This is a genomic window from Morganella sp. TYF_1 (assembly GCF_043105645.1).
In the GTDB taxonomy this organism is placed as follows: Bacteria; Pseudomonadota; Gammaproteobacteria; order Enterobacterales; family Enterobacteriaceae; genus Morganella; species Morganella morganii_B.
This window is the reverse complement of sequence record NZ_JBICLU010000018.1, coordinates 255,504-268,665: the sequence shown is the minus strand read 5'-3', so window position 1 is coordinate 268,665 and position 13,162 is coordinate 255,504. Positions and strand designations below refer to the sequence as shown.

General features: G+C 52.8%; 12 protein-coding genes. 5 read left to right on the top strand and 7 right to left on the bottom strand.

The features are described from left to right. Nucleotides 1-10: 10 nt before the first annotated feature. The 5 genes from degS to ACF8OF_RS10425 all read right to left on the bottom strand — a co-directional run bounded on the left by degS (nucleotide 11) and on the right by ACF8OF_RS10425 (nucleotide 4,768). Nucleotides 11-1,099, bottom strand: coding sequence for an outer membrane-stress sensor serine endopeptidase DegS (gene degS, locus ACF8OF_RS10445; RefSeq protein ID WP_262860983.1), 1,089 nt, complete (start codon nucleotides 1,097-1,099; stop codon nucleotides 11-13). A 192-nt stretch (nucleotides 1,100-1,291) separates the two neighbouring features. Further along, complete coding sequence (tauD, locus tag ACF8OF_RS10440) at nucleotides 1,292-2,119, bottom strand: taurine dioxygenase (protein WP_279797793.1); 828 nt, start codon at nucleotides 2,117-2,119, stop codon at nucleotides 1,292-1,294. 20 nt (nucleotides 2,120-2,139) lie between these two features. Then, on the bottom strand, nucleotides 2,140-2,931 hold the full coding sequence (gene tauC, locus ACF8OF_RS10435) for a taurine ABC transporter permease TauC (RefSeq protein ID WP_392496542.1): 792 nt from the start codon (nucleotides 2,929-2,931) through the stop codon (nucleotides 2,140-2,142). A 23-nt stretch (nucleotides 2,932-2,954) separates the two neighbouring features. After that, nucleotides 2,955-3,728 carry a taurine ABC transporter ATP-binding protein gene (locus ACF8OF_RS10430; protein ID WP_262867896.1) on the bottom strand — a complete coding sequence of 258 codons (774 nt, stop codon included), beginning with the start codon at nucleotides 3,726-3,728 and terminating at the stop codon, nucleotides 2,955-2,957. Nucleotides 3,729-3,730: 2 nt separating this feature from the next. Further along, nucleotides 3,731-4,768, bottom strand: coding sequence for a glycine betaine ABC transporter substrate-binding protein (locus ACF8OF_RS10425; RefSeq protein ID WP_279797799.1), 1,038 nt, complete (start codon nucleotides 4,766-4,768; stop codon nucleotides 3,731-3,733). Nucleotides 4,769-5,123: 355 nt separating this feature from the next. Between ACF8OF_RS10425 and cysJ the strand changes: the two genes are divergently transcribed. Both cysJ and cysI read left to right on the top strand, forming a co-directional pair. Next, a complete protein-coding gene (gene cysJ / locus ACF8OF_RS10420; protein ID WP_392496540.1) occupies nucleotides 5,124-6,920 on the top strand; it encodes an NADPH-dependent assimilatory sulfite reductase flavoprotein subunit in 1,797 nt (598 codons plus the stop codon). Then, nucleotides 6,920-8,647, top strand: a complete 1,728-nt coding sequence (cysI, locus tag ACF8OF_RS10415; RefSeq protein ID WP_392496539.1) for an assimilatory sulfite reductase (NADPH) hemoprotein subunit — start codon at nucleotides 6,920-6,922, stop codon at nucleotides 8,645-8,647. The genes cysJ and cysI overlap by 1 nt, the downstream gene beginning before the upstream one ends. A gap of 58 nt (nucleotides 8,648-8,705) precedes the next feature. Here cysI and degQ read toward each other — a convergent pair whose 3' ends face one another. Both degQ and zapG read right to left on the bottom strand, forming a co-directional pair. After that, nucleotides 8,706-10,100, bottom strand: a complete 1,395-nt coding sequence (gene degQ / locus ACF8OF_RS10410) for a serine endoprotease DegQ (protein WP_279797805.1) — start codon at nucleotides 10,098-10,100, stop codon at nucleotides 8,706-8,708. A gap of 234 nt (nucleotides 10,101-10,334) precedes the next feature. Beyond that, nucleotides 10,335-10,739, bottom strand: a complete 405-nt coding sequence (gene zapG / locus ACF8OF_RS10405) for a Z-ring associated protein ZapG (RefSeq protein WP_004236342.1) — start codon at nucleotides 10,737-10,739, stop codon at nucleotides 10,335-10,337. 184 nt (nucleotides 10,740-10,923) lie between these two features. On the opposite strand from zapG, the gene zapE reads away from it, so the two are divergent. The 3 genes from zapE to rpsI all read left to right on the top strand — a co-directional run bounded on the left by zapE (nucleotide 10,924) and on the right by rpsI (nucleotide 13,128). Then, nucleotides 10,924-12,051: a cell division protein ZapE gene (zapE, locus tag ACF8OF_RS10400; RefSeq protein ID WP_392496537.1), complete on the top strand. Its 1,128-nt coding sequence runs from the start codon at nucleotides 10,924-10,926 to the stop codon at nucleotides 12,049-12,051. A 240-nt stretch (nucleotides 12,052-12,291) separates the two neighbouring features. Continuing rightward, nucleotides 12,292-12,720 (top strand): 50S ribosomal protein L13, encoded by a 429-nt coding sequence (rplM, locus tag ACF8OF_RS10395; protein WP_004236344.1) that lies wholly within the window; start codon nucleotides 12,292-12,294, stop codon nucleotides 12,718-12,720. A gap of 15 nt (nucleotides 12,721-12,735) precedes the next feature. Then, complete coding sequence (gene rpsI, locus ACF8OF_RS10390) at nucleotides 12,736-13,128, top strand: 30S ribosomal protein S9 (RefSeq protein ID WP_015422974.1); 393 nt, start codon at nucleotides 12,736-12,738, stop codon at nucleotides 13,126-13,128. The last annotated feature ends 34 nt before the right edge of the window (nucleotides 13,129-13,162 follow it).

Below are 13,162 nucleotides of genomic sequence, written 5' to 3'. Positions count from 1 at the left end.
TTTTTGTGCCTTATTCCTGTCCGCCGGGGGAGGGAGTGAACTCTTCGATGGTCACATCGACAGACCGCATCTGGCCATTGCGTAACAGGGTGACCGGCACAACACTGCCCGGGCTCAGTTCCGCCACCTGATCCATCATTTCCAGTGGTGAGGTGCTTGGCTTGTTATTGACGCTGGTGATGATATCCCCGACCTGAATCCCGCCTTTATCTGCCGGGCCGTCACGGGCAACCTGAAAGACCCGCAGACCGGTTATCTGATTGATATCACTGTTGTTAGTCCGGATCGGTGGCAGCTCTTTGGAAGTGATACCAATGTAGCCCCGGATCACACGGCCGTCTTTTATCAGTTTATTCATAATGCGCAGGGCAAGCTCTGCGGGGATCGCCAGCCCGATGCTGTCACTCATCCGTGACGGATCGTTGCTGTCGTAAGACATGGTATTGATGCCGACTAACTCGCCCTCAGTATTGACGAGGGCACCGCCGGAGTTACCGGCCATAATCGAAGCATCAGTCTGGAGAAAATTCTGGCGGCGGGTCGGACTCAGCCCGACACGGCCCATTGCACTGATAATGCCCTGATTGACCGTTTGTCCGACATTAAACGGGTTACCGATTGCCAGCACCACATCACCCACATGGGACTGACGTTTCGGGTTGATCGGGATCACCGGCAGTTTATCGGTGGTATTGATTTTCAGCACCGCGAGGTCAGTCAGATCATCCGCACCAATCAGCATACCTTCATACAGGCGGCCGTAATTGCCGTATTGCAGTGCGATCAGAATCTGATCGGCATTTTTAATCACATGCTGGTTGGTCAGGATGTAGCCCTGATCATTCATGATCACGCCGGAGCCGAGGGAGTTCAGCTCGGGGCCCTGCTGGGAGAGGCTGCCCATACTACTGCTGTAAACGTTGACCACGGCAGGTGCGGCACGGCGTACTGCCTTGTTGTAGCTGACCGGTTCGTCATTATTAAACAGATTCGTAAACCACTGGGTCACAAATTGCGGGCGAATAGACGGGACGCTGACCAGAAGCAGGGCAGCCACAAGAAGTCCCATAAAAACGGAGCGCAATAATTTAAACCACATAGTCCTTAACCGGTGTTGTGAGTACGGGAAGAAAATACTCCCGGCAGAATAGCATAATCCGGGCGAATTATATGTGGGTAATTGCGGTATTTTATGATGTGGTACAAATAAACAGGTGCGGTATCAGGCGGTTATTTATCACTTCCGGTCATGACGCGCCGGGCCGCCGGCTGCGTCATGTTATACAGGTGTTTAAAACGGTTTATCACCGATCACGGTTGCTCTGTGCATAATGCGGTGAAAATCGCCGTAATCAAAACTGGCGAGATGCTGGGTGCAGCGGTTATCCCAGACGGCCATATCACCGTTCTGCCAGTGCCAGCGGACAAAATATTTCGGCTGTGTGCTGTGTTTAAACAGGAACGTCAGCAATGTATCACTCTCTTCCGGACTTAATTCACAGATACGGCGGGTAAAACCTTCGGTTACAAATAAGCCCTTCTTACCGGTAACCGGATGGGTTCTGACCAGCGGGTGGCGTTTCGGCGGGAAATCACGACGGGCTTTTTCCAGCGCGTCTTTTGCTTCGCCGGTCTGCGCAAAGCGGCTGTCCGGGAACGAGAGGCTGATATCATGCTCCGCCGTCAGGCCGGATAAAAATGCCTGTAACGGCGGTGATAAATCATCATAAGCACGGGTCAGACTGGCCCACAGGGTATCGCCGCCGAAAGGGGGAACCTGTACGGCGGATAACACACATCCCATGGCCGGTTTTTCGAGAAATGTCACGTCGGTGTGCCACAATTCGTTATCTTTCAGATCCAGAAGATGGCTGTCGAGCACAATCAGTTCCCGCACGTCTTTATGGGAAGGAAAAACCGGATGGATATGCAGCTCACCCAGCGCGGCGGCAAAGTCCCGCTGGGCTTCCGGCTCAATATACTGCTGACGGAAAAACAGCACCTGATGTTCCAGTAACGCATCCTGTAATGCAGCCAGTGTGGCGGCATCCGGTGTTTTATTCAGGTTAATCCCTCCGACCTGTGCGCCGATAGCGGGTGTTAACTGTTGGATTTCCATATGCATGACCTCTCTGTCAGTTAAGATTCTTTGCCGTACCACGGCACTAATGCCTGCTGCAAATGACGCAATGCCAGTTCGATGGCCAGCGCCACCACGGCAATCACAGCGATGCCGGTGATGACGATGCCGGTGTTAAGAAACTGCGCGGCGGACTGCACCATAAACCCCAGTCCCTGCTGTGCCGCGACCAGCTCTGCCGCCACCAGGGTTGACCAGCCCACGCCGAGGCCGATCCGGATGCCGGTCAGCATCTGCGGCAGTGCTGACGGCAGGATCACATGTCTCAGTACCTGAAGCCGGTTTGCCCCCAGAGACTGTACAGCGCGGATCCGGTTTCCCGGCGCAGCCATAATGCCCTGCATTGTTGAAATCAGAACCGGCGCAAGGATCGCCAGCCAGATCAGCAGGATCTTGGTGGTTTCCCCGATCCCGAACCAGATCACGATCAGCGGCAGATAAGCAAGCGGGGGAACCGGGCGGTACAGTTCAACCACCGGATCCAGTATGCCGCGTATCCGGGAACTCAGTCCCATCAGTACGCCCAGCGGGATCCCGGTGATAACCGCCAGAAGCAGCGCTTTGAGCATGCGGTCAAGACTGGCTGCCAGGTGCTGCCACAGCGTGGCATTCATATAACCGGATTCGGATAACGCCAGAAACTGGTGTCCTATCTGAGCCGGGGCGGGTAAATAGAGGGGATTAACCCACTGAAATGCGGTGATCAGCCACCAGCCGGCAATCAGCACGGATAAACTCACGATACTGAGAAATACACGGCTGTAGCGGGTCTGTTTATTTATATCTGCCATTGATGTCACTCCGTACCGGTGAATTAACCGCGCTGGTATGCCATTATTTTGTCTGACAGTGTGTCGCGGTGATGAATAAAGGCCGGGTCTGATTTAATTTGCCGGACAGGCCTGCCATCTGACCACTGCTGATAAAACGGGGGTTCTTCTTCCGATATTATCCGTCCCGGAGACGGTGCCATTAATATCAGCTTCGTCGCCATTAACAGCGCCTCTTCAATATCGTGAGTGATAATAAAAAAGGCACTCTGCTGTTTTTGCCACAAGGTCAGAATTAAGGTTTGCATCTGCTCCCGGTTGGCGGCATCGAGTGCGCCGAAGGGTTCGTCCATCAGAATAAAATCAGACTTTACAGCCAGTGCCCGGGCAATGCCGACCCGCTGCCGCATTCCGCCGGACAGTGACCAGATATTATCGGTAATGGCATGCAGTAATCCGACTTTTTGCAGATTCTCTTCGACCACTGCTTTTTCTTCCTGTTTACCGAGTTTTTTAATTTTCAGTCCCAGTGCGACATTTTCATAGACATTCAGCCAGGGCATCAGGGCGTCATTCTGAAATACCACGGCTCTGTCAGAGGCGGGATGCCGGATTTCGTTTCCGTCCCGTGTTATTTTTCCGCCGGAGGGCGGCAGAAAACCGGCGACAATATTCAGCAACGATGTTTTTCCGCAGCCGGACGCACCGAGGATCACGGTAATACCGTTATCCGGAATGGTTAAATCAATACCGGATAAGGTTGTCTGCGCCTGACCGTGATAAATCAGATCAATGTTCTCCAGTACGATATCCGCCATGGTTATTTCCCCGCTGCCGTGGTGACAGCGTCTGTATTGATATTGCCGGCATAGGAATCTTTAACCGAATCAATACTGCCCTGCTGCTGTAAAAACAGTGCGGTATTGCGGATATCATCCGCCAGGGTGGTCGTCAGGATCTGTTTTTGCTCTTTCAGCGCGGGATAATCACTACCCGCCATTACACCCGCCACATCCTCCGGACGGGCACCGGTCAGTTGAGCAATTTTGTCTGTGATGTCAGGAAAGTCCGCAATAGTACTTTTATTCCGCTGATACCACTGAACCTCAATGTCAGTAACGGCGGCAAACTGCGTCAGCACATCAGGATGCTGTGCGGCAAAGTTGCTGTCCGCGACCCACAGGTCATAGGTTGGTTTACCCCATGCCCGTACGTCGCGACCGGAAATCAGGATTTGCCCGTTGGCTTTCAGCTGACTTAAGGCCGGTTCCCAGACATACGCCGCGTCAATATCGCCTCTCTCCCATGCCGCGACAATGTCAGCAGGGCGCAGATTGACCAGCTGTACGGATTTTTCATCAATATTCAGGTTCTCCAGTGTCGCAAGCAGGCTGTAATGGGCAGTGGAGGTAAAGGGTACGGCAATTTTTTTACCGGCCAGTCCGCCGGACGGATCACGGTCATTGCGGATAATCAGTGCTTCGGCGGTATCCGGGATGCCGGAAATATAAAAAACCTCCACCGGCAGTCCGCGGCTGGCGGCAACAGTAAACGGTGCGGATCCCATATTGGCAATATCCGCTTCACCGGCAGCCAGGGCGGTCAGCACATCCGCACCGCTGTCGAATTTCTTCCAGATGAGCGGTTTACCGGTGGCGGCTTCGTAGGCATGGTTTGCCTGCGCGATTTTACCGGGGTCGATAATCGCCTGATAAGCGATCACCACCGGTTTTTCCGTTGTTGCCGGAGGTGCCGGTGCTTTCTGGCTGTAAATAAACCCGCTGATAATGACCAGTGCTGCCAGCAAAGAGATAACCACCTTTACTTTATTTTTTCTCTGAGGCTGATATAACGACATTGTTCTCTTCCGTTGCGAAGTCACGAATAGTTATCTATTTAGTGTTATGGAATATATTCCGGGAAAGAATTACTTCTTATATTGAAATTCCTTTTTGTTATAAATGAAGAATATTCCCGGCAGAGATCCTTATTTCATTAAAATGAAGGGTGGGTTCGTTATTTTTTTATACGTAATTCATTGTTTATCTGTGTGTAACCCGGAGATATACGGTTGGTAAATAATTATCATGATATATCAGATTATTTTGTTATGAGTTATGGCTTTATTTTCTTATTCTCAATAAGCCGTAATGCGATAACCTGGAAAATAACGGAATAATAACCACAATGAGCAATGCGGGAGTAACGGGATTATGGCAGCACAGATACCGCCGGAGCAGGTCTTTCCGGTTTCTGCGGAGCAGCTTGCGGCTTTGCAGACAGCAACAGCAGGTTTTACCTCTCAGCAACTGGCCTGGTTATCCGGTTATTTGTGGGGACGGGGAAATACGTCTGTACCGGCAGATATTTCTCCGGCATTAAATACAACAGACCGTGAGATTATTACGCTTATTTCTGCCTCGCAAACCGGTAATGCACGTCGCGTGTGTGAAGAATTAAAAACGCGTTTTCTCAGTGAGAAATTCGCGGTTAATTTGGTAAGCGCCGGGGACTATAAATATAAGCAACTTGCCCGGGAGAAGATTGTCATTATTGTGACATCTACTCAGGGGGACGGTGAACCACCGGAAGAAGCGGTGGCATTTTATAAATATCTGCATTCATCAAAAAGGCCGGATCTCAGCGGAACAGCGTATGCCGTTTTCTCGCTGGGGGATTCGTCATACGAAAAATTCTGTCAGGCAGGAATCGATTTTGATACTCAGCTGACAAAGGCCGGTGCAACCGCACTTGTGCCGAGAACAGATGCGGATGTGGATTATCAGGCAGCGGCAGCGGCGTGGACTGAATCACTGACACAGGTGCTGAAAGCGCGGGACAGTACGGCGGGAAGTTCGCTGCAGACTGTCGCTCAGGCGGTCAGTGTCACTGAAAACCGTTACAGCAAAGAGGCACCGCTGACGGCATCTCTCTCCGTTAATCAGAAAATTACCGGTCGTAATTCACTGAAAGATGTGCGGCATATTGAAATTTCTGCGGGGGATTCCGGTCTGCATTATCAGCCCGGTGATGCGCTCGGGGTCTGGTTTGAGAATGATCCGGTACTGGCGGATGAGATTATCAGCCTGCTGCATGCGGATGCGGCAACGGAGATCACGGTATCCGGCAATACCTGCAGCCTGCGCGAGGCATTGATCCGGCATCTGGAGCTTACACAGAATAACGGGGTGACGGTCAGCAAATACGCGCAGTTATCACAGCATGACGTGTTATCCGCTCTGATCAGTGATAAGCAGGCTGCGCTGCATTACGCGCAGACTACGCCTGTCGCGGAAATGCTGCGTCAGGCACCTTCCCGGCCTTCTGCACAGGCTTTTGCCGATATTCTCCGGCCACTGACCCCGAGACTCTATTCCATCTCATCATCACAGGCAGAAGCGGACGATGAAATTCATCTGACGGTCGGCGTGGTGCGTTATGACACGGATGGCCGGGTGCGGACCGGCGGGGCTTCCGGGTTTCTCGCCGATCAGATACAGGAGGGCGGGGATGTACGGGTTTTCATTGAATCTAATGATAATTTCCGCCTGCCTGCCGACCCGGATGTGCCGGTCATTATGATCGGCGCGGGCACCGGTATCGCGCCGTTCCGCGCCTTTATGCAGCAGCGGGAAAATGACGGTGCCTCCGGTAAAAACTGGCTTTTCTACGGCAATCAGCATTTTACCGAGGATTTTCTGTATCAGACCGAATGGCAGCGTTATGTCCGTGACGGCGTGCTGACCCATATCTCGCTGGCCTGGTCGCGGGATAAACCGGCGAAAACCTATGTCCAGGACAAACTGCGCGAGCAGGGAGCGGACGTGTGGCGCTGGATTGAGGACGGCGCACATATTTACGTCTGCGGTAATGCAGGCCTGATGGCCCGTGATACTGAGGACGCATTACTGGCGATCATCAGCCGGTACGGTAACCGGGATCATGAATCAGCCGATGAGTTTTTAAGTGAGCTGCGCACAGCGCGCCGGTATCAGAGGGATGTCTATTAATGAGCGATAAACACAACGGGCCTTTAATCGTGGAAGGCAAACTGAGCGACAGCGAAAGAATGAAGCGCGACAGCAACTATCTGCGCGGCACCATCAAAGAGGATCTGAGCAACGGGCTGACCGGCGGATTTGAGGGGGATAACTTCCTGCTGATCCGCTTTCACGGCATGTATCAGCAGGATGACCGCGATATCCGGGCGGAACGCACAGAACAGAAACTGGAGCCGCGCCACGCCATGATGCTGCGCTGCCGACTGCCGGGAGGGGTGATCACCCCGGAACAGTGGCTGAAAATAGACAAGTTCGCCGCAGAGCAGACGCTGTACGGCAGTATCCGGATCACCAACCGGCAGACGTTTCAGTTCCACGGTATTCTGAAAGGGGATGTTAAACCGGCGCATCAGATGCTGCATGAGGCGGGGCTGGATTCACTGGCGACCGCCAATGATGTGAACCGCAATGTACTCTGCACCTCAAATCCGGTTCAGTCCGGCCTGCACCGGGAAGCGTATGAATGGGCGAAAAAAATCTCCGAACATCTGCTGCCCCGTACCCGCGCTTATGCTGAAATCTGGCTGGATAAAGAAAAAGTGGCGGCAACCGATGAGGAACCGATCTTAGGTGAAACCTATCTGCCGCGTAAGTTTAAAACCTCGGTGGTGATCCCGCCGCTGAATGATGTTGATTTACACGCTAATGATATGAACTTTGTGGCGATTGAGGAAAACGGCAAACTGATGGGTTTTAATGTGCTGGTGGGCGGAGGTCTGGCAATGACCCACGGAGATACCGCGACGTTTCCCCGTCTCGCCAGTGAATTCGGTTTTATCCCGCTGAAAGACACACTGGCGGTGGCGGAGGCGATAGTCACTACCCAGCGCGACTGGGGAAACCGGACGGAGCGCAAAAATGCCAAAACCAAATACACGCTGGAGCGGGTGGGGGTTGACACATTTAAACAGGAAACCGAACGGCGTGCCGGTATCACGTTTGCCCCGATCCGCCCGTATGAATTCACCCTGCGCGGTGACCAGATCGGCTGGTTAAAAGGGATTGATGATCACTGGCATCTGACGCTGTTTGTTGAAAACGGGCGTCTGATCGATTTACCGGGTAAGCCGTTAAAAACCGGTGTGGCGGAAATCGCCAGAATCCACCGCGGGGATTTCCGGTTAACCGCCAATCAGAACCTGATTATCGCCGGTATTCCGGAGGCGGAAAAATCCCGCATTGAATCCATTGCACGGGCACACGGCCTTATCAGCGATAATGTCACGCCGCTGCGGGAAAATTCCATGGCCTGTGTGTCATTCCCGACCTGTCCGCTGGCAATGGCGGAAGCGGAGCGCTTTCTGCCTGAGTTTGTCACAGAGGTTGAGAAAATTATGTCTTCACACGGTGTGGGGAATGAAGAGATTGTTCTGCGGGTCACCGGCTGCCCGAACGGCTGCGGAAGGGCCATGTTGTCAGAGGTGGGATTGGTCGGTAAAGCGCCGGATCGCTATAACCTGCATCTCGGTGGTAACCGCACCGGCACCCGTATTCCGCGCATGTACCGCGAAAATATCAGCTCAGCAGCTATTTTATCGGTGCTTGATGAGCTTATCGGTCGCTGGTCACAGGCGCGGACGGACGGGGAGGATTTCGGTGATTATCTGATCCGCGCCGGGGTGGTGAAACCGGTATTGAATTCCGCCGTGGATTTTTATGAGGCCGGCGCCGCCTGAAATAAAAAACCGCGCGCGTGTTACGCGGCGCGGTTTCAGTACTCACTGCAAAAATGTATCAGCGACCGGCATTATTCAGCAGCAGATAGATATTGTCGTCGCCGCGTAAAATATTCAGTGCCAGCACGCTTGGCTTGCCGTCGATAATTTTGCGCAGTTCAACAATGGTCATCACACGCTGATTGTTGACGCCGATAATCAGGTCACCCGGCTGAAGGCCGGACATGGCCGCCGGAGAATCTTTCTGTACCGCGTCAATATTAACGCCTTTATTACCCTCTTTATTGCTGCCGTTACTCAGGGTTGCGCCCTGCAGCAGAGTGGTCAGGTTTTCCGCTTTGGTGGTCTGGCCTTCGCTGTCATCCAGTATCACGGTGACTTCCTGCGGTTTGCCTTTGCGCAGCAGACCAATTTTCACTTCTTTGCCCGGCGCGGTGGTGCCGATTTTGGCTCTCAGTTCCGCAAAGCTGCTGACACGTTTGCCGTCAACGGAGACCAGCACGTCACCGGATTTAATCCCCGCTTTGGCGGCGGCAGATTTCGGGATCACTTCACTGACAAACGCTCCGCGCTGGGCTTCCACATTCATTGCCTTGGCGATATCGGCGTTCATTTCAGTCCCGCGGATGCCGAGGGAGCCGCGTTTGACTTCACCGGTGGCAATCAGCTGGGAGGTCAGGTCTTTGGCCATGTTACTCGGGATAGCAAAGCCGATCCCGATATTACCGCCGCCCGGTGCCAGAATCGCGGTGTTGATACCGATCAGTTCACCGTTGAGATTTACCAGCGCACCACCGGAGTTACCCCGGTTGATGGAGGCGTCGGTCTGGATAAAGTTTTCCAGCCCTTCCACATTCAGGCCGCTGCGGCCTAATGCTGAGATAATCCCGGAGGTTGCGGTCTGACCCAGACCAAACGGGTTACCGACAGCAACGGTGAAATCACCGACGCGCAGTTTATCGGAATCCGCCAGGGTGATGGCGGTCAGGTTCGGGGCATTTTTCACCTGTAACAGGGCAATGTCGGTCTGCGGATCACGACCGATTAAGGTCGCGTCATATTTGCGGCCGTCATTGAGCTGGATCTGAATTTTATCTGCATTCTGGATAACGTGGTTGTTGGTCAGAATATAGCCTTTCTGTGCATCAATAATGACGCCGGAACCCTGTCCCTGGAAGGGACGGACACTTTCCTGCTGTGACGGCATATTCGGACCGAAGAAGAATTTAAACTCTTCCGGCACCTGCTGACGGGCAACGGCTGTCCCGGAGACTTCTACGCTGACCACCGCAGGCAGTACTTTTTCCAGCATCGGTGCCAGGCTCGGCAGCGATTCGCCGGTGGCCATTTTGGCCGGTAACGCTGCATTGGATACCGCAGGCAGTGCCGCGAGGGATAACCCGAGGCTGATGGCAACAGCACTGAGCAGGTTTTTTTTCTTTTTATTCATCATTCGTTTTGTGTCTCATCAATTAATAAGCTGAATCTGCAGGCATAAGAAGCCGCAGCATACGCAGATACTCCTATGACTCTATGTGTGTGTAAAAGTTCCGCATTCAACGGAAATAAAATAACCTTTACAAGGCTTTACGTGAACTGAAGATTAGTGCGGGGAATGGTTCGGGAGGCTGCATTAAGCGGCTGAATTCAGGCGGAAAAAAACCGCAGTCGCCTGCGGTTTTAATGATTAGCTTTCTTTGTTTTCGACGGGACGGAACAGGCCGGATGAGCCGTCTGAATAATCACGCGGCGGCATTTTTACCGGCGCCTGATCATTATCGGCCTCAGCTTCCGTCAGGCGGTAGCTGAACGGATTATCCTGTGCGGACAGTTCCGGCATCAGTTCTGATGAACTTTTCGCCATGTGCTGATATAACTGGCGGTAATCTTTCGCCATGTTATCCAGCAGTTCTGCACTGCGGGCAAAGTGGCTGACCAGCTCTTTGCGGTACTCTTCCAGCTCGGCCTTGTTCTTTTCCAGGTCCCGTTTCATGGCTTCCTGCTCTCTGAACTTAGAACTGCCCAGACGAACGGCCAGCGCACCAATGATTAAACCAACTGCTAATCCGATGAGTGCATATACCCAAATCATGGCTACTCCTTTAAGTGCATCATGCGCGTTAGAATCTGTTGTCACTATAACCGGATTTGCTGTCCGGGGGGAATAGTGAAGGTAAGGCTTTCCGGCATTATCCCGGATTTCCGGGTATAATACCCGCCGCTACATCATAAAAATCTCAATAAAAACCTCTGATAATATTAAGGGATTACTGTTTATGAGCACAACACCGCGTGAGTTGTATCAGCAGGCACTGAACGGCAGCGGATTTGCGCCGGACGAGGTGCAGCGGCGTACCGTTGAACGGCTGACAGAGATGCATCAGGCGCTCCTGATGCGCACACCGTGTTCCCCCGGGCCGGAAAAAGGGCTGCGCGGCACCCTGAGCCGCTGGCTGAAAAAAGCGCCTGAACCGGTGAGTTGTCCGCCGGTACAAGGCATTTATATGTGGGGCGGGGTCGGGCGCGGCAAAACCTGGCTGATGGATCTGTTTTATGACAGCCTGCCCGGGCCGCGCAAGCTGCGGCTGCATTTCCACCGTTTTATGCTGCGGGTGCATGAGGCGCTGACGGCGCTTCAGGGACATGAAAATCCGCTGGAAAGTATCGCCGACGGCTTTGCACAGGAAACGGATGTTCTCTGTTTCGATGAATTTTTTGTCTCCGATATCACCGATGCCATGATCCTCGGCACTCTTCTGGAAGCGCTGTTTCAGCGCGGTATCGCGCTGGTGGCGACCTCCAATATCCCGCCGGATGACCTGTACCGTAACGGATTACAGCGCGCCCGGTTTCTGCCGGCCATTGAACAGATCAAAAAATATTGTGATGTGCTGAATGTGGATGCGGGAATTGATTACCGCCTGCGTACCCTGACACAGGCGCATCTGTGGCTGACCCCTGTGGATACGGAAACGTCAGCGGCAATGGACAGCATATTCTCCCGGCTGACCGGTGGGCAGAAAGCCGGACAGGCGGCACTGACCATCAATCACCGTCAGCTGCCGGTGGTGCGGGAAACGGACGGCGTGCTGGCGGTGACCTTCCGGACGCTGTGCGAGGATGCGCGCAGCCAGCTCGACTATATTGCGCTGTCGAAAATCTATCACACCGTACTTTTATATGATGTTCCGGTGCTGACAACGGAAAATGAGAATGCCGCACGGCGTTTTCTGGCGCTGGTGGATGAGTTTTATGAGCGGAAAGTAAAACTGGTTATTCAGGCGCAGAACGCGATGGATTCTCTCTATCAGGGGCAATTATTGTCCTTTGAGTTCGCCAGATGCCTCTCCCGGTTACAGGAAATGCAAAGTGAAGAGTACCTGAAACTGCCGCATCTGATATAATGCGCCCCCCGAAAAGGGTTTCGGGGAAATTTTTTTAATTTGGGGTCGATTTTTTGCAGGGACTTCTCTATAATCTTGCGACCCCACGTTACAGCGGTTTTCTTTATTTCCCAAAGAAGACTGCAACTAGCGCCAGATGATTCTGCTCGAAGGGGTAGGTTTACTGGACAAGCGTCGTGTGAGCCTCAGTTTCTGAACATTGGTTCACCAACATGTAACTTATTTATTGGGTAAGCTTTAATGAAAACTTTTACAGCTAAACCAGAAAGCGTACAACGCGACTGGTTCGTTGTTGATGCAACCGGCAAAACGTTAGGCCGCCTTGCAACTGAATTAGCCCGCCGCCTGCGCGGTAAGCACAAAGCGGAATATACTCCTCACGTTGACACCGGTGATTACATCATCGTTCTGAACGCAGAAAAAGTTGCTGTAACCGGCAACAAGCGTACAGACAAAGTGTACTATCGCCACACTGGCTACGTTGGTGGTATTAAGCAAGCGACCTTCGAAGAGATGATCGCACGCCATCCTGAGCGCGTTATTGAAATCGCTGTGAAAGGCATGTTGCCGAAAGGCCCTCTGGGTCGTGCAATGTACCGTAAACTGAAAGTTTACGCAGGTAACGAGCACAATCACGCGGCACAGCAACCGCAAGTTCTGGACATTTAATCGGGATTATAGGCAATGGCTGAAAATCAATACTACGGCACTGGTCGCCGCAAAAGTTCATCCGCTCGTGTCTTTATTAAGCCGGGTAGTGGTAACATCGTCATCAACCAACGCAGCCTCGAAAACTATTTCGGCCGCGAAACAGCACGCATGGTCGTTCGCCAGCCGCTGGAACTGGTTGAAATGTTAGAAAAACTGGACCTGTACATCACTGTTAAAGGTGGTGGTATCTCTGGTCAGGCAGGCGCAATCCGTCACGGTATCACCCGTGCTCTGATGGCGTACGACGAATCTCTGCGTTCTGAGCTGCGTAAAGCCGGCTTCGTAACGCGTGATGCACGTGAAGTTGAACGTAAAAAAGTGGGTCTGCGCAAAGCACGTCGCCGTCCACAGTTCTCCAAACGTTAATCACTGGTTTCGTTGGAATACAAAAAACCCGCCA